This is a genomic window from Ruegeria sp. B11 (genome assembly GCF_056539785.1).
In genome coordinates this window covers 123,089-149,195 of sequence record NZ_JBQFVO010000004.1, presented here as the reverse complement: position 1 = coordinate 149,195, position 26,107 = coordinate 123,089, and the positions used below count along the sequence as shown (strand labels likewise).

Genomic DNA, 26,107 nt, shown 5'->3' with positions numbered 1-26,107 from the left:
AATCTGCCTTGCTGTCGTTGACTGACCGACAAGCTAGGGCTTTGCTGGGCGAGAGGCAATGGCAGAGCCTTCACGACCCTGCCAACGCCCGTGTTCTTGCCTACATATTGGGGTAGTTCGGCCCGTCGCCGCCCTGCGGTGTAGTCCAGGTGATGTTCTGGCTGGGATCCTTGATGTCACAGGTCTTGCAGTGAACACAGTTCTGGAAGTTGATCACGAATCGCGGCCCGTCTTCATCCTCGACCATCTCATAGACGCCTGCGGGGCAGTAACGCTGTGCCGGCTCGTCGAATTTGGGCAGGTTGACCTTAACCGGGATGTCCGGGTCGGTCAGTTTCAGATGGCAAGGCTGGCTTTCCTCGTGGTTGGTGGCCGCAAACGATACGTTCGTCAGGCGGTCAAAGGACAGTGTGCCATCGGGTTTCGGGTAGTCGATGGGTTGATGCTTGCTGGCATCTTCGGTCGATTCCGCGTCGTTCTTGCCGTGGCCCAGCGTGCCCAACAGCGAGAAGCCCAGCGTATTGGTCCACATGTCCATACCGCCCAGTACCAGGCTGGCGGTCAGGCCGTATTTCGACCAAAGAGGTTTGACGTTGCGCACCTTCTTCAGATCCGAGCCGATTGCACCATCGCGAACGTTGGCCTCATAAGCGGTCAGCTCATCACCCGAACGCTCGGCCTTGATGGCATCATAGGCGGCCTCGGCCGCGGCCTTGCCTGACAGCATCGCGTTGTGGTTGCCCTTGATGCGCGGCACGTTGACCATGCCCGCCGAGCAACCCAACAGCGCAACACCCGGTGCGACCAGTTTCGGCATCGACTGGTAGCCACCCTCGGTGATCGCGCGGGCACCATAAGCCACACGCTTGCCGCCCTTAAGCAGGTCAGCCACCATCGGGTGATGCTTGAAGCGCTGGAATTCCATGTAGGGGTACAGGTGCGGGTTCTTGTAGTTAAGGTGGACCACAAAACCGACATAGACCTGATTGTTTTCAAGGTGATAGATGAACGACCCGCCACCCGCGTTGCTGCCCAGCGGCCAACCCATGGTGTGCGTGACCGAGCCTTCTTTGTGCTTGGCTGGATCAATCTCCCAGATCTCTTTCATGCCAACGCCGTATTTCTGCGGCTCTTTACCGGCAGACAGGTCGTATTTGGCGATGACTTCCTTGGACAGTGAGCCGCGCACGCCTTCCGACAGAAAGACATATTTACCATGCAGTTCCATGCCCGGTTCGGTGTTGGGGCCGTAGGATCCGTCTGGCTCCAGACCAAATACACCGGCTACAACGCCTTTGACTTCACCGTTCTCACCGTAGACCAGCTCGGAACAGGCCATGCCGGGGAAGATTTCGACGCCTAGTTCTTCGGCCTGCTCTGCCATCCAGCGGCAGACATTGCCCATCGAGACGATGTAGTTGCCGTGGTTGTTCATCAGCGGCGGCATCGGGAAATTGGGGATGCGGATCTTGCCAGCCTCGCCCAGCATGTAGAAATTGTCTTCATGCACAGGCACGTTCAGCGGGGCACCCTTTTCCTTCCAATCGGGGATCAGAGCATCCAGACCACAAGGGTCCAGCACCGCACCCGACAGGATATGCGCACCCACTTCTGAACCCTTCTCTAGAACCACGACGTTCAGGTCGGCATCCAGCTGTTTCAGACGGATGGCCGCAGACAGTCCCGCAGGGCCAGCACCCACGATCACCACGTCATATTCCATCGCTTCGCGTTCAATCTCGGCCATCGCGGGCTCCTTAGCTAACTTTCCGAATTGGCGCTTTCTTTATGCGGTCGGCGCAATATTGTTTCACGGCTGATTACATGGTCATAAAGACTTTGGTCAATCGAAACACGGCGTAACAACGCCGCTATTCGACACTTCAGGCTTCGGGTGCGTCCCCCATGAGGTATCTGGGACCGCTACCATGGGATTTGGCCCTGTCATCGGGGTTGTAAAGCTTGCATTTCGGCAGGCTGAGGCAGCCGCAACCAATACATCCATCCAGATTGTCGCGCAGTCGCATCAGCGTATCGATTCGCTGATCCAGATGCGTGCGCAGCCGTTCGCTGATACTCTTCCAGTCCTGAGGCGTCGGTGTGCGGTTTCCTGGCAAGCCCGACAATACCTCGCGGATCTCGGGCAAAGTCAGACCGAATTGCTGCGCGATCATCACAAAGCTTAGCCGTCGGATATCGGCGCGCTGATAACGCCGCTGCCCACCCGCGTTACGCCATGGAGATATCAAACCTTGCGCCTCGTAGTATCGGATCGCCGACACTGCCAACCCAGTGCGCCGGGCCAATGCTCCAATCGCCAGACCTTCCGAAACAACCATTACATCCTCCCAAAGAAATCTCTTGACCTAAAGTTAGGTTTAGAAATTACAGTGAGTCGGGACAAGCCTCAAATTGGAAGGAGAATCCCATGATGGCGACGCTGGAACATACTAATTTCACGGTCCGCGACCCAAAGGCATCTGCGGCGTGGATGCAGAAAGTCTTTGACTGGAAAACACGCTGGGAAGGCCCTGCTATTGCCGGTGGCTATACGGTGCATGTGGGCAGCCCTCATACCTATCTGGCACTCTACGCCCCCGGCGATCCCAAGCCATCAGGCGAAAGCAGCTATGATTACGTCGGCGGCTTGAACCATGTAGGTGTGCTGGTCGAAGATATCGACGCCACCGAGGAAAAGGTCCGCAAAGCGGGATTTGAACCGCACAACCACGCAGACTATGAGCCAGGCAAGCGGTTCTATTTCGAAGATGACAATGGCATCGAATTCGAAGTGGTTCAGTATGATTGAGATGCTGTGGCTTGGACATGAAGCCAGTCGCTGGCGAAGTGGGGAATTGTTGGGACAGCGCCACAGGCGCACCCAACCCCCTGAACGGCGGCGCTAAGTTGCGAGTTTACTGACAACGCGCGCCTCCCCTCTTGCAATTCACGTGCCATTTGGGTCAGGTAAATGCCAACCCATCCTTCGCCCCGACGCTTTTGTGCGGCGGGGCGTAACAATTTCTGCGTGGACGACAAGACAATGGAAAAGATCCCCATGACGCCTTCGGGCAATGCCGCGCTCGAGGCAGAGCTGAAGAATCTGAAATCCGTCGAGCGCCCGGCGATCATCGAGGCGATTGCCTCAGCCCGCGAACTGGGCGACCTGAAAGAAAACGCCGAATACCACTCGGCGCGCGAAAAGCAGGGCTTTATCGAAGGCCGCATCAAAGAGCTTGAAGGCATCCTGTCGCTGGCAGATGTCATTGATCCGGCCAAACTGTCAGGGGCCATCAAGTTCGGCGCGAAGGTCACGTTGGTGGATGAAGATACCGACGAAGAAAAGACCTGGCAGATCGTGGGTGAGTATGAGGCCAATATCGAAGCGGGCCTTCTGAACATCAAATCCCCCATCGCCCGCGCCCTGATTGGCAAAGAAGAAGGCGACAGTGTCGAGGTCCGCACCCCCGGAGGCGTGCGCTCTTATGAAGTTCTGAGTATCGAATACGCCTGACCGGAGCGTTTGTCATGTCAGGGTCTGAACCTGAGCAAGAACCCGAGAAACCCACCTCGCTGGGTATCTACGACCGTCCGGCGCACCGTTCGGTCACCGAGATCGAGATTGCAGCAGTTGTTCTCAGCCTGATCTGGCTGGTGGTGTCGGTCGTGTTTCTGGTACTGCCCGGCGGGCAACAAGGAGGGTTCATCGTCACCTTCCTGGCGGTGTTCATGCCGGTTGCAATGATCTGGGTCGCAGCCCTCGCGATGCGCGCCAGCCGGGTGATGCGCGAAGAAAGCGCCCGCCTGCAGACAGCCATCGATGCGATCCGCAACAGCTATGTCGTTCAGCAACAACGCGCGGCCAGCACGTATGAGCCGACGGTCGGCAAGAAACTGGATGAAATCGCCGAAAGCGCAAAAAAGACCGAGAGCGCGCTGGCGACATTCTCGACCAATCGCGGTGAACCCGGGCGCACCCAAAGGCCCGCGCCGGACATGGCCAATCAGACTTCGTTGGAACTTGGCACCTCAGCGGAAGAAATGGCGCCCCCGTTGCCCACCGACATCTTTATCCGCGCCCTGAACTTCCCCGAGACGCAAAGCGATGCCGAGGGATTTAACGCGCTGCGGCTTGCATTGAAAGATCGCAAGACCTCGAAACTTGTGCAGGCCTCACAAGATGTTCTGACCCTTCTCAGCCAGGAAGGCATCTATATGGATGACCTGCGCCCCGATATGGCGCGACCCGAAGTCTGGCGGCAATTTGCCCAAGGCGCGCGCGGGCGGTCGGTGGCTGCCTTGGGTGGCATTCGGGACCGTTCGTCACTGGCGCTGACTGCGGCGCGGATGAAACAGGATCCGATCTTTCGCGATGCCGCACACCATTTCCTGCGCCGCTTTGACCATATGATCGTCGAGTTCGAACCTAATGCCAGCGATGCCGAGCTTACAGCCCTGAGCGAAACCCGCACAGCGCGTGCCTTCATGCTGGTGGGGCGTGTCGCAGGGACGTTCGATTAAAGCCCAAAATTCCCGTAGGGTATGAACCTCACCAGATCGCCGGGCTTGATATCGCGGGCACCGTCCTCGATTTCGACCAAGCCTTCGGCCCAGCTCAGCCCGCTGATCCGGCCAGATCCTTCCGAATGGAACACCTCGGCCCGTCCTTCACGGATTCGTGCCCGCAGATATTCGCGACGCCCCGGTTTCTTGCGCTTTTCGAAAGCGGCGGGCACGTCGAAGCCTTGCGGCTCTTGCCAGCCTGCACCGGCCAGCAGGTTTAGTGCCGGACAGGCAAAGATCAACGTGCAAACCAGTGCTGCCACCGGATTGCCCGGCAAGCCAAACACCGGCGTCTGACCCCACATGCCCAGCGCCAATGGTCGCCCGGGTTTTAATGCGATGCGCCATTCCTGCATCGCCCCGGCCTCTCGCAACAATGCCGAGACGTGATCTTCATCGCCGGCGGAGGCGCCGCCACTGGTCAGGATTACATCCACTTGCTGAGCCGCGCGATCCAAATGCTGTTTCAGCGCCGCGCGATCATCCTCGGCGCGCCCAAGATCAACCGCTTTGAATCCAATCCGCTCGGCCAGTGACAGCAGCATCGGACGATTGGCATCATAAATCTGCCCCAGTCCGGCGCTGTCACCCGGCTCGACCAACTCATCCCCGGTCGATAGCACTCCGACGCGCAAAACCTTGCGGACGGAAACCTCAGCCAGACCAACCGCCGACAAAAGCGCCAGATCCGTTGGTGTTAAACGCCGCCCAACTGGCAAGGTCAGCGCGCCTTCAACCACGTCTTCGCCTGCCTTTCGCGTGTTCGCGCCCTGTTTCAACGGACCTCGGAATGCAATGTGCCCATGATCAAAGGTCACATCCTCTTCCAATATGACCGTATTAACACCCTTTGGCAGTGCAGCTCCGGTAAGAATGCGTATCGCATGGCCCTCTGGGACCTCACCGTCAAAGGGTACACCCGCGGCCGCCCGGCCCTCTACCAAAGGCATGACACAGGGTCCGTCCGGCACCGGACCGGCAAATCCGTACCCATCGACAGCGGTGTTGGGCTGAGGCGGGTTTGATCGTTTGGCCGACACGTCCACCGCCAGAACTCGGCCCGCCGCCCGCATCACGGGCACGTTTTCAACCCCAGCTACCACCGACAATCTGTCTCGCAAAAGCGCCAGAGCCTCATCAACGGGTGTCCAGTTCACCCCTGCAGGCAAGGCGAAACAATCATTGCGCAAGGGCGGAGGTGAGATATCCGGCGTGCTCATAATCCGACCTCTTCCAAGATAAAATCTGCAATGGCCGCCGTATCATCCAGATCAAACACCGGGCAATCCAATTCCAAAGGCGTATCACTTGCAACCGCGCGAACCGTCTCATCATCCGTGGCGATCAGCGGATTTCCGGGTTCTGCGCGAAACGCTTCGATCTTGGGGTGACGCTCGCGTTTGAAGCCTTCGATCAACACCAGATCGACCGGAGACAAACGCGACAGCAGGGTGTCCAGCTTCGGCTCGGGCGCACCGCGCAACTCCTGCATCAGTGCGATCCGCTGGCCGGATGCCAACAGCACTTCGGACGCACCCGCCGCGCGATGCCGCTGGCTGTCGGTACCCGGATGGTCTACGTCGACGGAATGATGCGCATGTTTAACGGTGGAAACGGTAAACCCACGTCCGGTGATTTCAGCCACCAGCCGTTCCACTAGGCCGGTTTTGCCCGCGTTTTTCCAACCGGTGACGCCGTAGACCCTCATACCTGCTCCAACAAGGTTTCAGCGCGGGCCAGATCATCGGGAGTGTTGACGTTGAAGAACGGATCAAACGGCTGGGCCGAAAACAGCGCCTCTCGCCCATCATGCTGGTCGGTCCACAGGACAACCTTGCGCAGTCCACCGTTCAACGCCGCCCTCAGATCATCTCGCAATGCCACCGGCCAGAGCCCAAAGGTCGGATGCCGATTGATCCGCTTGCCGCCGCCGGATTTTAAAGCCTCGTCACTCGTGCGCGGGGTGGTTGCCAGAACAAGGGGGTATTTCTGCCCTTTGGATGCGTTCACCAGTTGCGCCACAAGATCATGCGGAAAGAACGGAGTATCCGCCGCAACCGTCACGATAGATTGAGCGCCCTGTTCAGCGGCCCAATCAAGCCCGGCCAAAACGCCGGCCAGCGGTCCTGCAAAGCCCTCGATCGAGTCCGAAACAACCGGCAAGTTCAAGCGAGCAAACCGTTCGGCATCGCCGTTGGCGTTCAAAGCCAGCCCGCCGACCTGAGGGCGCAGCCTGTCTATCACCCGATCCAGCAGGCTCTGCCCGCCGATCTGCAACAGCCCTTTATCACCGCCTCCCATCCGCGTAGCGAGGCCGCCTGCCAGAATAACCCCCAGCGGTTTTTGCGACTGTTCAGCCATCGGCACTTTTCCTGCGATGTTTTTTGTCCTCAATCGCCACGCTCGACGGATCAACATCGCGCACCAATCGGTCTTCGCCCGACAAACACACAAACCGCTGCCCGCGCATCCGGCCGATCAGGGTCAAACCAACCTCGCGCGCGATCTCGACGCCCCAGGCGGTGAATCCCGATCGCGAAGCGAGAACTGGGATGCCCATCATCGCCGTTTTGATCACCATTTCCGAGGTCAAACGACCGGTCGTATAGAGGATCTTGTCAGACGCGCTCGCACTCTCGGAGAGCATCCAGCCTGCGATCTTGTCGACTGCGTTATGGCGGCCCACGTCTTCCATATAAACCAACGGGTGGCTTTCATGACAAAGCACCGTACCATGGATGGCACCCGCCTCGAGGTACAGAGACGGGGTGCGGTTGATCTTCGACGCCAACTCATACAGCCATGAGGTGCGCACCGAGACCTGTGGCAGGCGCACGTCCTCTAGCCCCTCCATCATGTCTCCGAACACAGTGCCTACTGCGCAACCGCTGGTGCGGGTCTTCTTCTTCAGCTTGTCCTCGTATGAGGTCTCACGCGCGGTACGCACGACCACGGTTTCCAGATCGTCGTCATAGTCGACCCGAGTAATTTCATCATCTGCAAGCAGCATCCCCTGATTACGCAGAAACCCGAGCGCAAGGTATTCGGGATAGTCGCCGATGGTCATTGCCGTCACGATTTCCTGTGAGTTGAGGAAAATGGTCAGCGGGCGTTCCTCGACCACCGAGATCTGACTGATCTCACCATTCTGGTCCACACCCTCGACACCGCGCGTCAGGCGGGCAGCCCCCGGATCGGGCGCAATGAGGTAGTCTGACAGGTCGATCTCCGTGGCCAATTGCAACCCCTTCCCAAGACGGCTACTGCTGCTCGCGTCACCATAGGATTTAGCCATGGCCTCTGCCACATCCAAGTCATATTTCTGGAAAGGTTTTCGCGACGGGACGCCGTTTATCTTCGTCGCCATGCCCTTTGGCCTTCTGTTTGGTGTTTTTGCCACAGAAGCAGGGCTGGATATCATCCAGACGATGGCCTTTTCCGCCACGGTGTTTGCCGGCGCTGCTCAGTTCACCGCATTGCAATTGCTGCAGGACAATACACCAACGGTTATCGTTCTGATCTCGGCCCTGGCTGTGAACCTGCGGGTGGCCATGTATTCGGCTTCACTGACCCCTTATCTGGGGGCGGCTCCGCTGTGGCAACGGGCCCTTGGAGCCTATCTTATTGTTGATCAGTCTTACGCCTGTTCGATTGTCCGATTCGAGAAAGAACCGGATATGTCCGTGCCTCAGCGCATGGCGTACTTTGTCGGCTCGGTCACGCCGATCACGCCGCTTTGGATACTCGCCACTTATCTGGGTGCTGTTCTGGGGGCACAGATTCCGGAAAGCTGGGCTCTGGATTTTGCGCTGCCGATCACGTTCTTGTCCATGATCGGACCAATGATGCGCACCATGGCGCATGTTGTAGCCGCGCTGGTGGCGATTGTTGTCGCCCTGCTGTGCGTGGCAGTGCCGTTCAATCTTGGACTGTTGATCGCAGGGATAGCCGGGATGATGGCAGGTGCGCAGGCTGAATTGATGTTAGAGCGAAAAAAGTCATGACGCAGATCAACCCGACAACCATGTGGATCATCATCGTAGGTCTGGCGATAGGCAGCTACCTTCTGCGCTTTACCTTTATCGGGCTGGTTGGCGACCGCCCGATGCCACCCTGGCTTCTGCGGCACCTGAGATACACAGCAGTGGCGATTCTGCCTGCCCTGATCGCACCTTTGGTAGTCTGGCCCACGGCCACCGAAGGACAACCGGATATGCCGCGCATGGCGGCTGCGGCAGTTGCGTTGACGGTGGGAATTGTGACGAAGAACGTCATAGCGGCCATCTTTTCAGGGGCCGCCACGCTTTACGGTCTGCTGTACCTAGTTGGTTGAGACCGCTTCAAGCTGATTGAGGCGCGCATTGTTTTCCGCCAGCCCCTGCTGCAGATCAGCCGAGTCATTCTCACGATAGTCCATGGTGACAACGCCTGGAATCTGACCAAACTGATCGGATAGCTTCACCGGGTAGAATGTTGTTTTGATTTGCTCGAACCCCGGGACCTGTTGCAGCAATTGCGAGGTCGAATTTGCACAAAAAGCCTGCGAAACCGGGCCCATTTGCTTGGCCAATTGCAGCGCGATCTCGGCCTGCTGTGGCGTCACTTCGATCGTCTGAATACGGGCATAATGCGTCTCGCGCGCATGACTGCTACGATAGGCGCGCTCGACATTTGGCGTGATGCCATAAAGGACATCATTCTTGATCGGCACCACATCCGCCCGGAACGATCCGGCAGGGTCAAATATGACCCGCTCGCTGCCGCTGATCATCAGCGACGTGTGTGCCCCCGACCCGGTGCGTGTGCTGATCATCGTATAAAGCGTCAGCGTCGATGGCCCCGGATCACGATAGGATCGGGCCACGATTTCCGAGGGATCAGCCTGCGGGCGCTGCGATCCGGCGCAACCTGCAACGGTCACCGCCAACAGGCAGGCAATCAGAATTCTAAACAAGAGATGCGCCTCGGATGCTGTTTAGGCCGCAAAGACAGCCAGGAACAGACAAAGGAGTACAATAGCCACCACGCACCACGTGGTGAATTTGACGAACCCGTCGAAGGTTTTGGTTTGAACAGTGATGTCCATCTCGCCGTGCTTGTGATCAGCCATGTTTATTAGAATCCCAATTCGCGTATTTGAAATGTTGGATAATGCAAAACTCAGGGCCTGTCACGACGTCATTCGCGCGCAGTTGGTCCAAAAATCGTGCAGCCTGGATAACCAAACCCCCAGCGCCAGGGCAACCCGCTGCAGGGACCGCCCCCAAAACGCACGGCCAGAAACATCGCCTCGGAGGTGATCGAATGAACCGAGCGGATCTGATCCGGCGTCATGTCATAACGTTCGGCGTATTCATCAGCGTGGCTTTCGCCGTGGGTTTTGACACAGGTGCGCAGCGCGTCATCGGCAGCGAGCCGGGCGTCAAAGCTGTCATCGGCCTGCGATGCGCCGCCTGCATTGTAATAGGCGCGATCGTGGGTAACGCAGCAGTACTCCCATGGCGGGTGTTCTTCATAAAGCAGGCTGAACTTCGGAAAGGTCTCGGCGACCAGACGCCAGCTGGACGATAATCCACCCGAACAGCCATCCGTTTCAAAGGGGGTCAGTTCAGTGCCTTTTATCGTGTCGGACAAAGCCCGGTGAGCGGGCATTTCCACGCTACGCATCAGGTCCTGCGCACCTGCAGGCAGCGCGCAACAGACCAGAAGGGCGGCCAGTCTATGGTTCCGCATCACGCATCTCAGCAGTATCAATGGACAATCCGAATGTCGTCGCCAACCATAGCATCAGACGTTCGCCCGGTCCCATCTCGGCACGAACACGCAGCACTTCGCGGGCCATGGCCGGGCGGTCAGTGATCAGCCCGTCAACCCCCATCGATGCCATCGCCGACATCTGCAACGGGTCATTCACCGTCCATACATAGATGTCCTTGCCCGCCTCATGGACCGAGCGGATCAGACCCGGTGACACCGTTGCTGCGTTTACGGCCACGAAATCGCCCTCAAGCCCTGAAAGATCGCCTATCGCGGTCGCGGCCAGAACGCCTGCCCGCCAATCGGGGCGCAGCGCTTTCATCTTCTGCACGGCCGGATATTTCAATGACATGGTGGCGATGTCATCCTGCATATCCAGCTCCTCGACAATCGTGGCAACTCGGTTTTCCAGGTCGACGTCATGGCCATAGTATTTCAGCTCGATGATGACCTTGGATTTGCCCTTCGCAGCTTCCAGAACATCCCGCAGCGTGGGCGTCCGTTCCGAAGCATATTCGGGGCCGAACCAGCTGCCGATATCGATCTCGGCTATATCCTCAATGGTTGCGTCCCAGACCTTGAGCGGCACACCCGCCAGTTTCATGAAATCACTGTCATGCGCGATAATGACCACACCATCCGCAGTCTCCTGAACGTCGATCTCAACCCAATCGGCGCCATCTTCGATAGCCTTCAACACTGCCGCCATGGTATTTTCCGGCCTTATCGCCGCCGCACCTCTATGACCAATGACATCCGCATGATCGGGGGCCTGAATGCGGACCAGCAACTCCTGCCCGGACCAGAGCCCGATCAGCAGGGCGATTGCCGCGCCACCGACCACAGCGTAAAGCGGCGCGCGCAGGTTGCCTGGTTCGGGATGAGGGACCTCTCGGCCCTGTGTGTCGAAGAACCCATCCAGCAGAACCGCCAATGCGCCCAGAGCGACAGCTGCAAGCACAAGCCCAGCCAGCGACCAGAGGCCCGCTACGATCATACTGAGGATCAGCGCAAAACGCAGGTTCGTGCTTTCCTGCAACGGCACCAGATCGAACAACAGTCCGGCCACAAAGGCAATCAGTGCGGCGATCACGAGACGCATCGCAAGCCAAAGGCCGAGCTCGATCTTGAGGCGACCGCGTTTGCCTTCCATTCGATCCGTGCTGGCGGAGAAGGCCTCGGCGGGTTTGCAGCCCTCAAATAATACAAGATGCAGCGACAGCGCCCAGGCCGAGAGCCTGCGGATCAGAACCCAAGCCAGACACAGCACCACAAATCCGATCAGCACTACCGCCACCCAGAATGAAGGCGGGTGGAAGGTGAGGTAATAGTTGATGTCGTATTCAGTCAGCATCCACCAGGCGATCACACCTGCCACGGCGACAAAAGGCAGCGCAAGTACCAGCACACGCAGAATGAACCGCGCCGCAAAGCCAAAAAGTGCAGGTAAACGCGTCAAGATCAACCGGATGGAAGCACTGCCCGCGCGCCAAGGGTCACGCTCACCCATCCGCAATGATCCGGCCATGACCGAGAAGACAAAGACCTCGGCCAGTAAGAACAGGCTGAGAACTACAACCGCCGCGATGAAGCCTGCTGGTGACAGCAGGAACATCGCAATGTCCTGATCCGTCAGCGCCGATTGATCAGACAATGAAACAGCAAGATTGACGGCGATGGCAACGCCCGGAGCGATCAGTGCAACCAGCAGCAACCGGACAGCGACATAAACAGGCACAAACACGCGCCGCCGCGCCCATGCGCCCCGGTAGGCAGTTGTAACGGCTGAGAAATTGGTCACGCGGTTGCCTCCTGAATGGTCTATCCATTCAAGGCTGCGTAAGTGTGAATTGCAAGAGTGGGCGTCAGCTTTCTTCCAGATCAGCCGCCAGCCGGAAACCAATGCGGTTGGCTGGTTTATCCTCGATCGATTTCGGCAAGGCACGCAGCATCACATTCAACTGGCTGACATGCTGGACGAGCTGCGTTTTGGCGCCGCCTCCGTCCGAGCCATAGAAGGTAATCACATCCGGATCGAAATAGCCCATGCCCTCGATCCGCATTACACCGGCGTCACCACCGGTAAATCCCATGGCAACCTCGTGATCGCCATCCAGAGTCTTCTCGAAATTCTGAATATACATGATCAGCCGCTCATAGGCCCATTGAGCAGGGCTTTTGCTTTCGACCGGCTTTTGCAATGGCTTGGGCAAATCCTTGTTCCCCGATGCCGCTTCAGGGTTGGCGTGCACCTCATAGCACCGCGGCAAAGCCGCAGATTCCGCTGCCTCGGCTGAGGTTTCGATCTTGTCCATTGCTCTACCCTTTGCGCTGATATTCCCAAGCTCCGTCCGCGCGCCGCGTCCGGGTGACCGCTCCAATGTGGTAGAGATGGTTCATATGTGCAACCGCCTCGACCAGCGCGAGGCCGTATTCCCCGCCCCTGATCTGGCGCTTGAACAGCGGGGCAAAGCACTCGGCGGCGGTTTTGGGTTGATCGAGATCGTTCAGCAGACGCTCAAGCGCGCCGTGGTGGTTATCGATCAACTGCCGCATGCGGATCGGCAACCCGGTGAACGGCAGTTTGTGCCCGCCCAAAACCAAATGATCGGGCCGGGCCAGCGGTTGCAGGCGTTCGCACGCCTCCAACCAGTCGGCCACCGGATCGGCCATCGGCTCGGTGGCATAGACGCCCAAGTTGGAACTGATCGAACTGAGGATCTGATCACCGGTCAGCACCAGATTGTCCTCGCGGCTCCAGAAGGTGCAATGCTCGGGCGCATGGCCGTTGCCCATGTGAACATCCCAGTCGCGGCCACCCATGCGGATCACGTCGCCCTGTTTGACACGGGTAAATCCCAGCGGCATAGGGTACACGGCGTCGGCAAAGTTGAACGGACGCTCAGCCATCCGACCGGCCAGCACGTCCGGATCCATCCCCGCGCTGCGGTAATAATCCAACGTTTCCTTCGGCCAATTCTCTTGCACATCCAGCGTCAGCATACGTGCGAACAACCATGCGGTACGACTGGTGACCAGTTCTGCACCATGCTCGGACTGGAACCAGCCCGCATTGCCGACATGGTCAGGATGGTGATGAGTCACGACAACGCGACGGACGGGTTTGCCAGCCAATGGCCCTTCCATCAGGGCCTGCCAGATTCCCCGTGTTTTCTTTGAAGAAAGCCCTGTGTCGACTATGGTCCAGCCGTCGCCATCATCAAGTGCATAGACATTCACATGATCCAGCGCCATCGGCAAAGGCAGCCTAATCCACAGAACTCCTTCTGCAACTTCGACCCATTCGCCAGGAGCGGGTGGTTCCTCCCACGGATATCGCATCACTTGCGGAGCCTCGCCATCCATCAAACCGCCAGTTCCTCTGGGCTGAGGGCATAGAGGTCATCCGCCCCGTTCTGCGCCTGCGCAAGCAAGCCCGTATGTTCAGGCAGCAGCACATTAATATAATAACGTGCCAACTTGGCGCGCGGTCCATCGGGATCGGCTAGCGCCGCTGACAGATGGTAATGCCCGCCCAGAACCCGCGCGAACGCTTTTAGATACGAAGCCGCGCCAGCAAACCGGTTGTTCATATCCGATTGAGCAACGAGCCACTCCGTCGCTTCCCGCAGCGACTCGGAAGCTTCCCAAACAGGACCAGCAAGTTCAGGCATCGTGGCGCGCGCCTTCTCAGCTTGATCCTCGATCTCATCCAGAAGGTTCGAGGCCGCCTCACCCCCATCCATCATCTTGCGCGCTACGAGGTCCATGGCCTGAATACCATTGGTGCCCTCGTAGATCGCGGTCACACGGACATCGCGATAATATTGTGCAGCACCAGTTTCTTCGATGAAGCCCATGCCACCATGCACTTGAACGCCGGTCTCGGAAACGCGCATGCCGGTCTCGGTGCCAAAAGCCTTGCAGATCGGCGTCAGCAGCGCCGCACGTGCCGCCCAATCGGCCTCACCCGTGGCCTGCGCCATGTCGATTGCAGCTGCATTGGCCAGCATGATCGCCCGCGCCGCAAACACATCCGCGCGCATCGACATCAGCATCCGCCGCACATCCGCATGGTCGATGATCGTGCCCGAGGGCGTCTTGCCCTGCTTACGCTCCAACGCATAGGCCAACGCGTGTTGATAAGCGCCCTCGGCGACGCCCACACCTTCGCCACCAACGCCCAAACGCGCGTTGTTCATCATGGTGAACATCGCGGCCATGCCGCCATGTTCCTTGCCGACCAGCCAACCCTTGGCCCCGTCATACTGCATCACGCAGGTGGGCGAGCCGTGCAGACCCATCTTGTGTTCCAGCGAGACCACCTTGAGGTCATTGGCCACGCCGGGGTTGCCGTTCTCGTCGGGTATGTATTTCGGCACCAGAAACAGCGAAATCCCTTTGGTTCCCGGAACACCGTCTGGCAGGCGGGCCAGAACAAGATGGCAGACATTCTCGGCAAAGTCGTTGTCGCCCCAAGAGATATAGATCTTCTGCCCGGTCACCGAATAGGTGCCGTCGCCATTGTCTTCGGCCTTCGAGGTCAGCGCGCCCACATCCGATCCGGCCTGCGGTTCGGTTAGGTTCATGGTGCCTGACCATTCACCCGCCATCATCTTGGGCAGATAGAGCGCCTTCAACGCATCGCTTGCGTGATGCTCCAGCGCCTCGATCTGGCCTTGGGTCATCAGCGGGGCCAGTTGCAGCGACAGGCAGGCCGCGCTCATCATCTCATTCACGGCAGTGGTCATGGTCATGGGCAGACCCATACCGCCATATTCGGGATCGCCGCTCATCCCGATCCAGCCGCCTTCGGCAATCGCCCTCCAGCCCTCGGCATAGCCCGGAGAGGTCCGCAGCACGCCGTTCTCCAGCCGCGCGGGTTCCAGATCACCAGGGCGTTGAAGCGGGGCCATGATCTCTTCGCACATCTTCCCGGCTTCGGTCAGAATGGCGCTAACCACATCCTCGCTGGCTTCCGAGAACTTTTCGGTCGCGGCGATCTGGTCAAAGCCGATCACGTTGCGGAACAGGAATTCATAGTCTGAGATCGGGGCGCGATAGGGCATGGTTTCCCTCTGGTTCTGGCAAGTTGTCAGCGTGGGGTTGGAATCCCGGCCCCACGCCGGTATTCATCTGGGCTGGCACGATTACCTACCGTTACCTGAACTGCAAGCAACCAAAACGCGGCGTCACGATCCATGACCCTTCTCGGTACTCAAGACTTACCAGCAAACGCCGACGGGCTCGCCAAGGCCGCTGACCTGTTGCGACAGGGGCTGCTGGTCGCTTTCCCGACCGAGACCGTCTATGGACTGGGTGGCGATGCACGGAACGGCGAGGCTGTGGCCGCGATCTATGAGGCCAAGGGGCGACCCAGTTTTAACCCACTGATCGCCCATGTCGCCTCAACCGAGACCGCGAAACGCTTCGTCGAGTGGACCGATCAGGCTGATTTGATGGCTGATGCCTTCTGGCCCGGACCGTTAACTCTGGTTCTTCCTCTGCGCCCCGATCACGGGATTTCGTCGCTGGTCACAGCTGGCTTGGATACTCTGGCCGTTCGCGTGCCTGCGCATCCCACAGCGCACGCTTTACTGACCGCTTTTGACGGTCCTGTGGCAGCGCCATCGGCCAACCCCTCTGGTCAGATCAGCCCAACGACGGCGGCCCATGTCCGAGCGGGGCTGGAGGGACGCATAGCCGCAGTTCTGGACGATGGGCCGTGCGGTGTCGGGCTTGAGTCCACTATTGTGGGTCTGGCCGGCACCCCTGCCCTGTTGCGTCCAGGTGGTGTCGCATTGGAACAAATCGAAGAGGTTCTAAAGGCAGAACTGCATCACCACCAACCCGGCGATCTGCTTACCGCGCCGGGGCAGTTGCAATCCCACTACGCGCCGGACGCGCCGGTGCGGCTGAACGCCCGGTCACGGCAGGGGGACGAGGTGTTGCTGGGTTTTGGCCCCGTTGATTGTGATCTGAACCTCTCCAGCACCGGCAACCTGCCCGAGGCCGCCGCCAACCTGTTTGCCGCCCTTCACAAACTTAACGATACCGGTCGGCCAATCGCCGTATCACCAATTCCCCATCACGGATTAGGTGCGGCCATCAACGACCGTCTACGCCGCGCAGCAGCCCCTCGCGATTAGGCGCGGCCTGCACTGGCTGATAGGGTCAGCGGATCAACACCAAGCGTAGCCAAAGCCGCCTCCCATTTCTCGTCATCAGGGACATCAAAGACCAGTTTCGACGACGCATCAGTCGTTAACCAACCATTCATCGCGATCTCATCTTCCAACTGACCCGGCCCCCAGCCGGAATAACCTAAAGTCAGCATCGAATTCAGCGGCCCCTTGCCCGAGGCCAGATCCTCGAGCACATCCAGCGTTGCGGTCATGCTGAAATCTTCGGAAATCTGCATTGAATGCAGATTCGCCTCGTAATCTGCGCTATGCAGGACAAAGCCACGCGACATCTCGACCGGGCCGCCAAACTGCACCAGCCGTTCGCCAATTACGGGTATCCGACACGGGATGTTGAGCTGTTCCAGCAAGGTCTTGATCCGCAAGTCCGAAGGCTTATTCACGATCAATCCCATCGCGCCGTCATCACCATGGCTGCAGATATAGACGACCGAATGCTCGAATCGCGGGTCGCCCATTCCGGGCATCGCAATCAACAGTTTTCCCGTAAGGTCCATCAGCAGATATCTCTTGCGCCATAGGATATCCCTAGAATGACCCTGTGAACCGGGGAATGGCAAGGGATCAGCCGGGATTTCCGTGCATTTCACAGAAGTGACCGGAACGTGACTTGGCAATCACGACCGGAATGCGCATGTTCTGCATATGAAAGCGCTTTGCAAATCTGCTGCAGCCGTGCTGGCCGTCAGCCTTTGTTTTGGTGCCCCCGCCACTGCGCAGGGGGTTGATAATCTGGTTCAGCTTGAGGTGTTGGACGGCGGCAAAACCGCCGAAGGTACCTATCAGGGGGCCTTGCGTCTAAAGCTCAAGGACGGGTGGAAGACCTATTGGCGCGCACCCGGCGATGCGGGCATTCCGCCACAGTTTGATTGGAAAGGCTCTCGCAATATTGCTGACATAGCCTTCACATGGCCCGCGCCGCATGTGTTTGATCAGAACGGGCTGCGCTCGGTCGGGTATGAGGATCAACTTGTACTGCCCGTCGAAATCACGCCTAAGAACCCTGCCAAACCCGTGCGTTTGCGCGGCGAGATGGACTTGGGCGTGTGTAAGGATGTCTGCGTGCCGGGTCGGTTGGAATTCGATCACACAATGGATGCCGACGCTGCACGCAATCCGGCCATCGCCGCAGCCCTCGCCCAGCGCCCGTTTTCCGAACGCGAAGCAGGCGTGGCGGATGCGACGTGCCAATTGACTCCCACTGCAGACGGAATGCTGATCGAGGCGCGTATCACCATGCCTTCAGCGGGCGGGTCCGAATTCGCCGTCATTGAACCAGGAAACCCGGCACTCTGGGCATCGCAGCCCGATACACGCCGTCAGGGCAACACCCTGATCGCAAGCTCGGAGATTATCGGTGCCTCCGGCGGGCCATTCGCGCTGGATCGGTCCGAAGTGCGCATCACGGTTCTGGGGGCAAACCACGCTGTCGATATCCAAGGATGCAGCGCAGGCTGACCGGATGAGCCAGACCCCAAAGATCGGTGCCTTGGCTGTCGTGCTGCACGATGGCCAGGTACTTTTGGTGCAACGCAGCAAGCAACCCGATCAGGGGCTGTGGGGCTTTCCAGGCGGCCATGTGGAATGGGGTGAAACGGTTCTGGACGCCGCCACCCGCGAGCTGCGGGAAGAGACCGGTGTGATTGCTGAGCCTTTGGTCTATCTCGACAATCTCGACCTTTTGCTGCGCGATGATAGCGGGCAGACCCGGGCGCACTACCTGCTGGTCGGAGTTGCGTGTCGCTATGTAACCGGCACGCCTGTCGCTGCAGACGACGCGCAGGACGCTCAGTGGTTTCCGGTGGACCAGATCACCAGCGGCGACCTGCCAATGAGCGACCGCGTTCCCGATCTTTTGCAGCGTGCTTTAGAGATGGATCAAGCCTCGACCCGATCCGACAAGCGTGCATAAAGCACGCTGGACAGCACGACACCTACCAGCAGGATCACGGTCGCACCCGCTACGAAAACGCCAAAGCCCATTTGCAGCACACTTGGACCTTCGGCGGCTGGGTAGAGACCCGAGAGCAGCGCCAACGGCGCACCTGTCACTACGGGCCAGATCATCGAGGCACCCAGCCAGATCGCCAACGCTGCGCCCGTTGCGCGCACGGCATTGCGTACCACCCTGTCCGGCGCGCGCAAGGCCCGTCTCATCGATGTCATCGGGCGTGAGATGTCGTTTAGGATGGCCAGCAATGCAGGCACTAGCAGCAGGATCAGGGCCATGCCAAAGCCCAGCCCATAGACCAGTGTGATCACGGTCGGTTTCAAAAACTGCGCCTGCTGCGAGCTTTCGTACATCAAGGGCGTCAGCCCGAGTACCGTGGTCAGCGTGGTCAGCATCACAGGCCGCAATCGATCTGCCGTGCCTTCGACGATTGACGGCACCAACCCGCGCTCTTTCCGGTATCCGTCGATTGTGGTCACCAGAACAATCGAGTCGTTGATTATGATCCCGGTCATGCCCAACAGGCCGACGACGGTGAACATGCTTAACGGCACGCCCCACAGGTAATGCCCCCAGATCGCGCCCACGAGGCCAAAGGGAATGATCGCCATGACCACCAAGGGCCTTGTCCAACTGGCAAAGACCCAAGCCAATACCAGATAAATTCCGGTCAGACACAGGATCAGGCCTGTGCGGGCCTCGGACAGGAATTCATCCTCCTGCTCACTCAGGCCAGCCATGCGCCATTCGACCTGCCGTTCGGCGGCGATGTTTGGCAATATCTCTTCGCGCATGGCGCGGGCGATTTCGGCAGCCTGCGCCGGGTCGTCCTCGGAAATATCACCATTCACCGAGATGACCCGCAGACCATTTTCGCGCCGGACGGTCGAGAAACCCGATTTACGCTCGACCGAGACGATATCGGCGAGCGGGACATAAACGCCATCCGGAGTCCGCATCAATGTGCGTTCGAGGAAATCAGCAGTCAGTTCGCCCTCGGGCAGTTCGATCCGAATCTCGGTGCTACGCGGACCATCCGGGAAGGTCGCGGCCTCAATCCCGTTCAGCCGGTTTCGCAACACGCGGCCCAGTGTTTCGATGCGGAAACCCAGCGCCTGGCCCTGCGCGGTGAGGTCCAGAATGAACTCTTCCTTGTCATAGGCGAGGTTATCCTCGAGCGCTGAAACTTCAGGGTATTTCGCGAGTTCCGCCTGGAGATCCTCGGATGCAGATTTCAACGTGTTCACATCCGCACCGTAGAACTGCACGTCAATCGCATCGCCACCGGGCCCTGAACGCCAACCACGGAAGCTAAGCAGCTCAACCTTCGGGTGGCGCGGCACGAAATCCTGCAGCTCGCCCACAAATTCAAAGCTGGAATAGGGGCGCAAGTCGGCATCGATCAGCTCGATCGAGATGCCGCCCAGCAAATCGTCATCCTTGCCGTCCGCCGCGCGCAGCCCCCATCCGGCCGAACCGCCAACCTCGGCTAGAACGTATTCGATCGGGTTGCGGCCATGGCGTTCTTCGTAAACCTGACCCAGTTCTTCCGTGGCTTTCTGGACCATGCGCATCATTTCCAGCGTCTCAGCGCGCGTCGCCCCTTCGACCATGATGAAATTGCCAGTGACCGAACCGCGTTCCGGTGCGTTGAAGAACCGCCAATTCACATCGCCCCGGATAAACAGAGCAATCTGGCTGGCCAGGATCACCACCATCAGTGCAACAACCACATAGCGTGCCCAGACCACCCACGCGACCAGCGGGCGGAACAGGTGGTCGCGCACCCAGCGGAAGCCCTTGTTTACAACCCGGTTGGGCCAGTCATACCAATGCTCCTTAGCCGAATGCGCGATGGCATGGGCCATATGGTTCGGCAGGATCAGGAAGCATTCGATCAACGAGGCAATCAAGACAGCGATAACGGTGAACGGAATATCTCGGATCAGCTCTCCGAAGCGGCCACCGATGGCGGTGAGGCCAAAGAAAGCGATAACCGTGGTAACTGTTGCAGCAAACACCGGCATCGCCATACGGCGAGCGGCGCGTTCTGCAGCTACGATTGGCGCTTCGCCCAAACGGCGGGCGCGAAAATCAGCGTGCTCTCCCACGACGATGGCATCATCAACCACGATGCCCAAGGTAATGATCAGACCGAACAGAGACACCATGTTCAGCGACAACCCGCCCAGATACATCAGCGCAATCGCCGCAGACATTGCCACCGGAATACCGGCGGCCACCCAGAACGCAATGCGGGCATTGAGGAACAGGAACAGCAGGCAGACCACCAGCCCAAGACCCACAAGGCCATTGTCGACCAGAATATCCAGTCGGTCGGTGATCGCTTGTGCGCGGGTGCGGATCAGCTCAACAGTGATACCTTCGGGCAGGCTGGCCTGCATCTCGGCCACGACATCCTCGACATCGCGCTGGATACCTATGGCATCGCCAAGATTGGACCGGTCGACGCGGATCGACATCGCCGGATTGTCGCCGACGAAATAGCTGCGGTTGCGCGTGACTCCCTCGACCCGGATTTCCGCCACATCGCCCACAATCAGCTTTGAACCATCGGCAAAGTTGCGCAGGGCGATACCTTCGATCTCTTCCGGGGTGCGTTTCTCAACGCCTGTCCGAATACGCGCATTGGCACCTGTGACATCGCCCGCAGGGTTCGCGGTGACTTCTGCCGCGATGGCCTCGGCAATGTCCGAAAGCGAGATATCATTGGCGATCAATTGCGCGGTGGGCACCTCGACCACCACACGTGGCGCGGCCAGTCCCCGGATCGTGGTGCGCGTGACACCAACTGCAAACAGGCGGCTTATCAATTCATCGGTGAATTTGGCCAGTTGTTCAGCTTCGATGGGCCCCGTGATGACCACATCCGTGACACGATCCCGCCAAGCGCCGCGCCTGATGGTTGGTTCCTCGGCGTCTTCGGGCAGGTTGGTGACGCTATCGACGGCGGTCCGGACCTCCTCAACCGCGCGAGACATGTCCCAGTTCGGCTCAAACTCCAGCCGGACCTGCGCCGTTCCCTCGCGTGAGGTCGATTCCGTGCTGGCAACGCCCTCAACCGCCAAAAGCGCAGGTTCCAGCAATTGGATGATGCCATTGTCGACATCCTCGGGGCCTGCGCCGTCCCATTGGACATTCACATCGACGCGTTCGAGAATCACATCAGGAAAGAACTGTGCCCGCATGTTGGGGATCGCGGCGGCCCCCAGCACCAGCATGATCAGCAGCAACAGATTGGCCGCAGTCCGGTGCCGGGTGAAATAGCTGAGGATACCGCCCGCCGCGTTGGGAATGTCGCGGATCATCGCGCTTAGCCCCCGGCCCGATTGTCATCAAGACGGCGTATTAGGGTGGCGGGCACTTTGGCCTCGCTCAACTGGCCCAATACTTGGGCTTTGTCTTCCTGAGACATGACATCACTGGCCTCGACCTGAGCCACAAGCTGAGCGCGCTTTTCGTCCGAAAGCTCGACCATGCCCGGATCAGCTTCGGCATTCGCCTCAATCCGTAGGGGCCGCACACGTACACCCGAACCCAGCAGAGGCGTCCGGCCAATCACAACCTCGCGGCCTTCCAGGCCTTCACCACGCAAAAGCACCTCATCGCCCTGACGACGGATCAATTGCACAGCCAACGGTTCCAGCCGGTCATCGGGGCCGAGAACAAGCACATTGCCCGTGGCGTCCAGAACCGAGGATGGCAGACGGACCACATTATCGAGCGGCTGTTCTTCAATCGAAACGGTGACAAAATCCCCCGGCTTGAATCCCGGCGCGTCGTCGAGACGCGCATAGATCAGACGCCCGGTTTGCCCTTCACCCGCCGCGCCACTATCGCGACTGATCCGGCCGGTGGCAGTGAGATCGGTCCCCGTGACCTCAAGCGATACAGTCACCGGGGCTGAGATCAGATCACCTTGCGCGTCCAGCAACCGCACGAATTGCGCGGTGGAAACCCGAAACGCGACCTCAAGCGCATTGGGGTCGACGAGTTCGGCCAGCTTTTCGTTGGCCGCGACCAAGCGGCCTTCAACCAAAGTGACCTCGGTCAGCGTCCCATCAAACCCGGCATGGATCGTCATATCCTCCAGGTCACGCTCGGCCCCTTCCAACGCGATACGAGCCCGCGCAAACAAGGTTGTTGCCTGATCCACACGAGATTCGGCCTGCGCCAAAGCGATCCTGCGCGCGAGAACTGCCTGATGAGCCGATGTTGCGGCCAGTTCCGCTTCTTCGACGCTTGCAGCAGCCCCGACACCACGTGTCTGCAGATCCTGCTGGCGCTGCAGCGCCCGGTCACGCAGTTCGGCCTGTGCCTCGGCTGATTTCAACTCATCCTGCGCCAACAGCAGCGAGCGTTCGGCGTCCCGCTCTTCAAACTGGGCATCCAGTAGATCGGATTTGGCACGGTCCAGAGCCGATTGCATATCGGCTGGGTCCAGTTCGACCAGCAATTCTCCCGCCGTTACGGTACCGCCATCTTCAAAGTCTTCGGCCAGTGATACAACGCGCCCACCCAAGGCCGCGCGCAGCTCTAACCGGCGGCGGCTTTGAATCTGGCCAAACGCTTCCAGATAAGGAGTGACGGTTTCCGGCTCGGCGGTTCGTACGGTAACGGCGAATATGCGTTCCCGCGCCTCAGGTGCCTGATTGTCCCGCGTCAGCACATCCTGAACCGCGCCCGAGATCATCTGTGCGGCAACGATCAACAGGCCCAGCGTCAGAAACGCCAGGAAGACCCCAACAAGGCTTTGCCGCAGAAATCGCATCGGTCACTCACCTTTGGTCGCACATGCTGCCTTCCGCAAAGGTAGCCGGGTCGCAAAAAATGCCAAGCCACAAAGCGGTTATGATCCATTAAACGCAGAACCAGTCTACTTCCGTCGCAGGTGTTCGTCCAATCTGGGCATTATTTCAACGAAATTACAGGGCCGGTGGCGATAATCGAACTGCTTCTCCAAAATCGCATCCCAAGCGTCTTTGCAGGCACCCGGGCTGCCCGGCAACGCGAACAGATAGGTTCCGCCTGCAACTCCGCCTGTGGCGCGTGACTGCACGGCAGAAGTACCTATCTTTTCCATGGACACGATGGTGAAAACGGTGCCAAACGCTTCGATCTCTTTTTCATAAACATCCCGATGTGCCTCGACTGTCACATCGCGACCCGTCAGACCTGTGCCGCCGGTCGAGATCACGACGTCGATTTCAGGATCCGCAATCCAACTGCGCAATTGCTCGGCAATCTGGGCGCGTTCGTCCTGAATGATCTTGCGGTCCGCCACTGAATGTCCAGCCGTTTCGATCCGGTCGACAAGCGTCTGGCCCGAGCGGTCGTCGTCCAGTGAGCGTGTATCCGACACGGTCAGAACCGCAATGCGGACGGGGATGAACTCAATGCTTTCGTCAATGCGCGACATATGTCGTCAAGCCCTTTCCATAATGGCAAGCCGGATAGCAAGAGCCGCGAATATCCCGCCCGTGACCCATCCAATGACACGTGAAGCGCGTGGGTTTGAGATCAAAATGCGCCCTGCTCCGCCCGCAAAGATACCGACCATCCCGTTCACAAGAATGCTGCCCAAGGTAATGATTGCACCAAAGGTTAGGAATTGCGGCAGTACCGGGCCGTTTGCTGGGTCCACGAACTGAGGGATAAAGGCCAAAACAAACAAAATGACCTTGGGATTGGTCAGGTTCACCAGCAACCCCTCGCAAAACGCGAAATGAGCAGGCTTGACTGCTGCATCGCCCGACACTGTCCCTTTCCGGATTGCGCCCCATGCAAGGACCAACAGATAAGCAACGCCCATCCACCGGATAACGTCAAACAGCCAAGGCACGGCTGATACCAACGCCCCAAGTCCAAGCCCCGCCAGCAAAACTTGCACCATCAGACCCGTCGAAACACCGAGGCTGGCCATCATCGCTGGGCGTGACCCGGACCGTAACCCTTGCCCGAAACAGAACATCATGTCAGCGCCGCGTGTGAAATTCAGCACCAGTGCGGCTGGGACGAAGGCCATCAATGTCACTGTCTCGATCACGTTGTTACCTCGAACCAATGTGGTTTTGGGCCCAGATTGGCGATCTGAGACCGCCCGAGAATGCCGCGGTATCCCCAACTGTCGTGGATATGACCGCAAAAGACAAAATCGGGCTGGATGCGTTCAACCGCGTCCCGAACTGCGGTCGAGCCGACCGACACATCTTGCGATGTCACATCCCCATATCCTTTTGGCGGAGAGTGCGCGATCAGAACATCCGCAGCCTCGCACCGGTCCAGCAGTTCCGATGCTTCAGCTTCAGTAAGATCGCAGGACCAGTCTCCGAAAGGCGTCACCGGCACGCCGTAGCCCAGCCCGAACAGGCGCAGACCATCCAATGTCATGCCCGTCCCGTGCAGAACATGCGCGCCTTCGGGCGCAGCGGCTGTCAGTTCCTCGGCGCTCTCAGCGTTGCCCGGCACCAGGATCAGCGGCGCTGCAATGCCCGACAGCATCTGCATCGCTTCATTCAGGCCCCGCCGCGCATTGCAAAAATCCCCCGCTCCGATGACAAGATCAGCCTCGGCGCTGGCGACCACCAGATCAGCGGCCCGGTTGCGCGCCATATGAAGATCGGAAAACGCCAGAACTCTCATCCCGCGCCCCTCAGCCTTGCTTGCAAATCCAGCAAATCGGCCCAGGCCTGACGTTTCATCTGCGGTTGACGCAGCAGGTAGGCCGGGTGGAACATCGGGATGACCGGCAGGTTCAGCGCCTGATCCCATTTCCCGCGCAGCCGCGTGATACCGCGTTTGCCCAGCAAGGCCTGACAGCTAATATTGCCCATCACCACCAGCACCTCGGGCTTGGCCAACGCCACATGCCGCTCCAGAAACGGCTTCATCATGCCAATCTCTTCCGGCTTGGGATCGCGATTCTGCGGGGGCCGCCACGGCAACACGTTGGTAATGTAGACATTCTCGCGCCGATCCAGATCAATCGCGGCCAGCATCCGGTCCAGCAATTGCCCAGCGCGCCCGACAAAGGGCTTACCTTCGCGATCCTCATCACGGCCGGGCGCTTCGCCGATGATCATTACCCGTGCACCGGGGGTGCCATCGGCAAACACCAACTGCCGCGCGCCGCGTTTGAGGTCGCAAAGATCAAACGCCTCCATCGCCGCACGCAAATCGACGAGCGATCCAGCGGTTTTCGCCGCCTGTTTTGCAACAGCTGCGGCATCGACCGGTTCTGGTTTTTTCGCAGGTTCAACCGCAGCTGGTTTCTTAGCCTTGGCCGCTTTGTCCGGCAACGCATAGCGATCCACCGGCGCGTCGCCGATCGCCTCGGTTGCGCCCAGCTCGATCTGCCATTCCAGCAGCGCCCGCGCGGTATGATGGTCCAAACCCGATTCCATAACCCTCAATCTAACCAGCTTTTGACCGAGGGAAAGCGAATAGACCTTGCCATGGCACAGGGTCGCACCGACCATGGCAGGGTCATGCTGTCATTTCTGCGATTCCTTCTGATTGCTCTATTGCTGGCAACCTTTGGCGGTTCGGCGAGTGCGCAGCTGTTTGATCGGAATACTCAATGCCGCGCCGGACAGTTGCAATGCGGGCGCGG

At 59.1% G+C, this 26,107-nt stretch carries 28 protein-coding genes; 8 read left to right on the top strand and 20 right to left on the bottom strand.

The window, feature by feature from the left end; genetic code table 11:
- Nucleotides 1-100: 100 nt before the first annotated feature.
- Together ACR0I1_RS15170 and soxR are read right to left on the bottom strand one after the other, a co-directional pair.
- Nucleotides 101-1,747: an electron transfer flavoprotein-ubiquinone oxidoreductase gene (locus tag ACR0I1_RS15170; RefSeq protein ID WP_170566250.1), complete on the bottom strand. Its 1,647-nt coding sequence runs from the start codon at nt 1,745-1,747 to the stop codon at nt 101-103.
- Nucleotides 1,748-1,883: 136 nt separating this feature from the next.
- Nucleotides 1,884-2,339 carry a redox-sensitive transcriptional activator SoxR gene (soxR, locus tag ACR0I1_RS15165; RefSeq protein ID WP_170395726.1) on the bottom strand — a complete coding sequence of 152 codons (456 nt, stop codon included), beginning with the start codon at nt 2,337-2,339 and terminating at the stop codon, nt 1,884-1,886.
- 89 nt (nt 2,340-2,428) lie between these two features.
- On the opposite strand from soxR, the gene ACR0I1_RS15160 reads away from it, so the two are divergent.
- From ACR0I1_RS15160 to ACR0I1_RS15150, 3 genes are all read left to right on the top strand, one after another.
- A complete protein-coding gene (locus tag ACR0I1_RS15160; RefSeq protein ID WP_170513859.1) occupies nt 2,429-2,809 on the top strand; it encodes a VOC family protein in 381 nt (126 codons plus the stop codon).
- A 234-nt stretch (nt 2,810-3,043) separates the two neighbouring features.
- Complete coding sequence (gene greA / locus ACR0I1_RS15155; protein WP_170395722.1) at nt 3,044-3,514, top strand: transcription elongation factor GreA; 471 nt, start codon at nt 3,044-3,046, stop codon at nt 3,512-3,514.
- Nucleotides 3,515-3,528: 14 nt separating this feature from the next.
- Entirely contained in the window at nt 3,529-4,521 is a 993-nt protein-coding gene (locus ACR0I1_RS15150; protein WP_170395720.1) for a hypothetical protein, read from the top strand.
- On the opposite strand, the gene ACR0I1_RS15145 is transcribed toward ACR0I1_RS15150, so the two are convergent.
- The 4 genes from ACR0I1_RS15145 to ACR0I1_RS15130 are packed head-to-tail and all read right to left on the bottom strand — an operon-like array spanning nt 4,518 to nt 7,858.
- Nucleotides 4,518-5,783, bottom strand: a complete 1,266-nt coding sequence (locus ACR0I1_RS15145) for a molybdenum cofactor synthesis domain-containing protein (RefSeq protein ID WP_170395718.1) — start codon at nt 5,781-5,783, stop codon at nt 4,518-4,520. The genes ACR0I1_RS15150 and ACR0I1_RS15145 overlap by 4 nt on opposite strands.
- A complete protein-coding gene (gene mobB, locus ACR0I1_RS15140) occupies nt 5,780-6,271 on the bottom strand; it encodes a molybdopterin-guanine dinucleotide biosynthesis protein B (protein ID WP_170395716.1) in 492 nt (163 codons plus the stop codon). Before mobB ends, ACR0I1_RS15145 begins: the two co-directional genes overlap by 4 nt.
- Nucleotides 6,268-6,924 carry a molybdenum cofactor guanylyltransferase MobA gene (gene mobA / locus ACR0I1_RS15135; protein ID WP_170395715.1) on the bottom strand — a complete coding sequence of 219 codons (657 nt, stop codon included), beginning with the start codon at nt 6,922-6,924 and terminating at the stop codon, nt 6,268-6,270. The genes mobB and mobA overlap by 4 nt, the downstream gene beginning before the upstream one ends.
- The gene (locus ACR0I1_RS15130; RefSeq protein ID WP_480537163.1) at nt 6,917-7,858 is read right to left on the bottom strand and encodes a formate dehydrogenase accessory sulfurtransferase FdhD; all 942 of its coding nucleotides are present in this window, start codon (nt 7,856-7,858) and stop codon (nt 6,917-6,919) included. Before ACR0I1_RS15130 ends, mobA begins: the two co-directional genes overlap by 8 nt.
- On the opposite strand from ACR0I1_RS15130, the gene ACR0I1_RS15125 reads away from it, so the two are divergent.
- Both ACR0I1_RS15125 and ACR0I1_RS15120 read left to right on the top strand, forming a co-directional pair.
- On the top strand, nt 7,857-8,567 hold the full coding sequence (locus tag ACR0I1_RS15125) for an AzlC family ABC transporter permease (protein WP_170423672.1): 711 nt from the start codon (nt 7,857-7,859) through the stop codon (nt 8,565-8,567). The two genes, ACR0I1_RS15130 and ACR0I1_RS15125, sit on opposite strands and share 2 nt — an antisense overlap.
- A complete protein-coding gene (locus ACR0I1_RS15120) occupies nt 8,564-8,896 on the top strand; it encodes an AzlD domain-containing protein (protein ID WP_480707095.1) in 333 nt (110 codons plus the stop codon). The genes ACR0I1_RS15125 and ACR0I1_RS15120 overlap by 4 nt, the downstream gene beginning before the upstream one ends.
- On the opposite strand, the gene ACR0I1_RS15115 is transcribed toward ACR0I1_RS15120, so the two are convergent.
- The 7 genes from ACR0I1_RS15115 to ACR0I1_RS15085 form a co-directional block, all read right to left on the bottom strand.
- Nucleotides 8,885-9,517 carry a hypothetical protein gene (locus ACR0I1_RS15115; RefSeq protein ID WP_480707093.1) on the bottom strand — a complete coding sequence of 211 codons (633 nt, stop codon included), beginning with the start codon at nt 9,515-9,517 and terminating at the stop codon, nt 8,885-8,887. The genes ACR0I1_RS15120 and ACR0I1_RS15115 overlap by 12 nt on opposite strands.
- A gap of 21 nt (nt 9,518-9,538) precedes the next feature.
- Entirely contained in the window at nt 9,539-9,673 is a 135-nt protein-coding gene (locus ACR0I1_RS15110; protein ID WP_480707091.1) for an aa3-type cytochrome c oxidase subunit IV, read from the bottom strand.
- Between the two features lie 68 nt (nt 9,674-9,741).
- Complete coding sequence (locus ACR0I1_RS15105; protein ID WP_480707089.1) at nt 9,742-10,296, bottom strand: hypothetical protein; 555 nt, start codon at nt 10,294-10,296, stop codon at nt 9,742-9,744.
- Nucleotides 10,283-12,121 carry a glycerophosphodiester phosphodiesterase family protein gene (locus ACR0I1_RS15100; protein WP_480707087.1) on the bottom strand — a complete coding sequence of 613 codons (1,839 nt, stop codon included), beginning with the start codon at nt 12,119-12,121 and terminating at the stop codon, nt 10,283-10,285. Before ACR0I1_RS15100 ends, ACR0I1_RS15105 begins: the two co-directional genes overlap by 14 nt.
- 64 nt (nt 12,122-12,185) lie before the next feature.
- On the bottom strand, nt 12,186-12,635 hold the full coding sequence (locus ACR0I1_RS15095) for a DUF6173 family protein (RefSeq protein WP_170395701.1): 450 nt from the start codon (nt 12,633-12,635) through the stop codon (nt 12,186-12,188).
- Nucleotides 12,636-12,639: 4 nt separating this feature from the next.
- The gene (locus ACR0I1_RS15090) at nt 12,640-13,686 is read right to left on the bottom strand and encodes an MBL fold metallo-hydrolase (RefSeq protein ID WP_170395699.1); all 1,047 of its coding nucleotides are present in this window, start codon (nt 13,684-13,686) and stop codon (nt 12,640-12,642) included.
- Nucleotides 13,686-15,389 carry an acyl-CoA dehydrogenase family protein gene (locus ACR0I1_RS15085; protein ID WP_480707085.1) on the bottom strand — a complete coding sequence of 568 codons (1,704 nt, stop codon included), beginning with the start codon at nt 15,387-15,389 and terminating at the stop codon, nt 13,686-13,688. The genes ACR0I1_RS15090 and ACR0I1_RS15085 overlap by 1 nt, the downstream gene beginning before the upstream one ends.
- A gap of 132 nt (nt 15,390-15,521) precedes the next feature.
- Here ACR0I1_RS15085 and ACR0I1_RS15080 point away from each other — a divergent pair, with 132 nt between their 5' ends.
- Nucleotides 15,522-16,469, top strand: a complete 948-nt coding sequence (locus tag ACR0I1_RS15080; protein ID WP_480707084.1) for an L-threonylcarbamoyladenylate synthase — start codon at nt 15,522-15,524, stop codon at nt 16,467-16,469.
- Here the strand turns inward: ACR0I1_RS15080 and ACR0I1_RS15075 are convergent.
- Complete coding sequence (locus ACR0I1_RS15075) at nt 16,466-17,020, bottom strand: YqgE/AlgH family protein (protein ID WP_170395693.1); 555 nt, start codon at nt 17,018-17,020, stop codon at nt 16,466-16,468. The genes ACR0I1_RS15080 and ACR0I1_RS15075 overlap by 4 nt on opposite strands.
- Before the next feature lie 148 nt (nt 17,021-17,168).
- On the opposite strand from ACR0I1_RS15075, the gene ACR0I1_RS15070 reads away from it, so the two are divergent.
- The gene (locus ACR0I1_RS15070) at nt 17,169-17,981 is read left to right on the top strand and encodes a protein-disulfide reductase DsbD domain-containing protein (RefSeq protein WP_480707082.1); all 813 of its coding nucleotides are present in this window, start codon (nt 17,169-17,171) and stop codon (nt 17,979-17,981) included.
- 4 nt (nt 17,982-17,985) lie between these two features.
- Nucleotides 17,986-18,435 carry an NUDIX hydrolase gene (locus ACR0I1_RS15065; RefSeq protein ID WP_170395689.1) on the top strand — a complete coding sequence of 150 codons (450 nt, stop codon included), beginning with the start codon at nt 17,986-17,988 and terminating at the stop codon, nt 18,433-18,435.
- Here the strand turns inward: ACR0I1_RS15065 and ACR0I1_RS15060 are convergent.
- The 6 genes from ACR0I1_RS15060 to ACR0I1_RS15035 form a co-directional block, all read right to left on the bottom strand.
- Nucleotides 18,402-21,803, bottom strand: coding sequence for an efflux RND transporter permease subunit (locus tag ACR0I1_RS15060; RefSeq protein WP_480707080.1), 3,402 nt, complete (start codon nt 21,801-21,803; stop codon nt 18,402-18,404). The genes ACR0I1_RS15065 and ACR0I1_RS15060 overlap by 34 nt on opposite strands.
- A 5-nt stretch (nt 21,804-21,808) precedes the next feature.
- The gene (locus tag ACR0I1_RS15055) at nt 21,809-23,266 is read right to left on the bottom strand and encodes an efflux RND transporter periplasmic adaptor subunit (RefSeq protein ID WP_480707078.1); all 1,458 of its coding nucleotides are present in this window, start codon (nt 23,264-23,266) and stop codon (nt 21,809-21,811) included.
- Nucleotides 23,267-23,371: 105 nt separating this feature from the next.
- On the bottom strand, nt 23,372-23,914 hold the full coding sequence (gene moaB / locus ACR0I1_RS15050) for a molybdenum cofactor biosynthesis protein B (RefSeq protein WP_170408382.1): 543 nt from the start codon (nt 23,912-23,914) through the stop codon (nt 23,372-23,374).
- 6 nt (nt 23,915-23,920) lie between these two features.
- Nucleotides 23,921-24,541, bottom strand: coding sequence for a LysE family translocator (locus ACR0I1_RS15045; RefSeq protein ID WP_480707076.1), 621 nt, complete (start codon nt 24,539-24,541; stop codon nt 23,921-23,923).
- The gene (locus tag ACR0I1_RS15040; RefSeq protein WP_170597246.1) at nt 24,538-25,137 is read right to left on the bottom strand and encodes a metallophosphoesterase; all 600 of its coding nucleotides are present in this window, start codon (nt 25,135-25,137) and stop codon (nt 24,538-24,540) included. The genes ACR0I1_RS15045 and ACR0I1_RS15040 overlap by 4 nt, the downstream gene beginning before the upstream one ends.
- Entirely contained in the window at nt 25,134-25,898 is a 765-nt protein-coding gene (locus tag ACR0I1_RS15035) for a uracil-DNA glycosylase (RefSeq protein ID WP_170514155.1), read from the bottom strand. The genes ACR0I1_RS15040 and ACR0I1_RS15035 overlap by 4 nt, the downstream gene beginning before the upstream one ends.
- Between the last annotated feature and the right edge of the window lie 209 nt (nt 25,899-26,107).

Coding starts and splice junctions, on each gene's coding strand:
- ACR0I1_RS15120 (WP_480707095.1), top strand. CDS start 8,564: ATGACGCAGATCAACCCGACAACCATGTGGATCATCATCGTAGGTCTG.
- ACR0I1_RS15035 (WP_170514155.1), bottom strand. CDS start 25,898: ATGGAATCGGGTTTGGACCATCATACCGCGCGGGCGCTGCTGGAATGG.
- ACR0I1_RS15090 (WP_170395699.1), bottom strand. CDS start 13,686: ATGGATGGCGAGGCTCCGCAAGTGATGCGATATCCGTGGGAGGAACCA.
- ACR0I1_RS15160 (WP_170513859.1), top strand. CDS start 2,429: ATGATGGCGACGCTGGAACATACTAATTTCACGGTCCGCGACCCAAAG.
- moaB (WP_170408382.1), bottom strand. CDS start 23,914: ATGTCGCGCATTGACGAAAGCATTGAGTTCATCCCCGTCCGCATTGCG.
- ACR0I1_RS15130 (WP_480537163.1), bottom strand. CDS start 7,858: ATGGCTAAATCCTATGGTGACGCGAGCAGCAGTAGCCGTCTTGGGAAG.
- ACR0I1_RS15110 (WP_480707091.1), bottom strand. CDS start 9,673: ATGGCTGATCACAAGCACGGCGAGATGGACATCACTGTTCAAACCAAA.
- ACR0I1_RS15055 (WP_480707078.1), bottom strand. CDS start 23,266: ATGCGATTTCTGCGGCAAAGCCTTGTTGGGGTCTTCCTGGCGTTTCTG.
- mobA (WP_170395715.1), bottom strand. CDS start 6,924: ATGGCTGAACAGTCGCAAAAACCGCTGGGGGTTATTCTGGCAGGCGGC.
- ACR0I1_RS15125 (WP_170423672.1), top strand. CDS start 7,857: ATGGCCTCTGCCACATCCAAGTCATATTTCTGGAAAGGTTTTCGCGAC.
- mobB (WP_170395716.1), bottom strand. CDS start 6,271: ATGAGGGTCTACGGCGTCACCGGTTGGAAAAACGCGGGCAAAACCGGC.
- ACR0I1_RS15080 (WP_480707084.1), top strand. CDS start 15,522: ATGACCCTTCTCGGTACTCAAGACTTACCAGCAAACGCCGACGGGCTC.
- ACR0I1_RS15145 (WP_170395718.1), bottom strand. CDS start 5,783: ATGAGCACGCCGGATATCTCACCTCCGCCCTTGCGCAATGATTGTTTC.
- ACR0I1_RS15095 (WP_170395701.1), bottom strand. CDS start 12,635: ATGGACAAGATCGAAACCTCAGCCGAGGCAGCGGAATCTGCGGCTTTG.
- ACR0I1_RS15075 (WP_170395693.1), bottom strand. CDS start 17,020: ATGGACCTTACGGGAAAACTGTTGATTGCGATGCCCGGAATGGGCGAC.
- ACR0I1_RS15150 (WP_170395720.1), top strand. CDS start 3,529: ATGTCAGGGTCTGAACCTGAGCAAGAACCCGAGAAACCCACCTCGCTG.
- ACR0I1_RS15085 (WP_480707085.1), bottom strand. CDS start 15,389: ATGCCCTATCGCGCCCCGATCTCAGACTATGAATTCCTGTTCCGCAAC.
- ACR0I1_RS15170 (WP_170566250.1), bottom strand. CDS start 1,747: ATGGCCGAGATTGAACGCGAAGCGATGGAATATGACGTGGTGATCGTG.
- ACR0I1_RS15070 (WP_480707082.1), top strand. CDS start 17,169: ATGAAAGCGCTTTGCAAATCTGCTGCAGCCGTGCTGGCCGTCAGCCTT.
- ACR0I1_RS15065 (WP_170395689.1), top strand. CDS start 17,986: ATGAGCCAGACCCCAAAGATCGGTGCCTTGGCTGTCGTGCTGCACGAT.
- ACR0I1_RS15060 (WP_480707080.1), bottom strand. CDS start 21,803: ATGATCCGCGACATTCCCAACGCGGCGGGCGGTATCCTCAGCTATTTC.
- ACR0I1_RS15040 (WP_170597246.1), bottom strand. CDS start 25,137: ATGAGAGTTCTGGCGTTTTCCGATCTTCATATGGCGCGCAACCGGGCC.
- greA (WP_170395722.1), top strand. CDS start 3,044: ATGGAAAAGATCCCCATGACGCCTTCGGGCAATGCCGCGCTCGAGGCA.
- ACR0I1_RS15105 (WP_480707089.1), bottom strand. CDS start 10,296: ATGCGGAACCATAGACTGGCCGCCCTTCTGGTCTGTTGCGCGCTGCCT.
- soxR (WP_170395726.1), bottom strand. CDS start 2,339: ATGGTTGTTTCGGAAGGTCTGGCGATTGGAGCATTGGCCCGGCGCACT.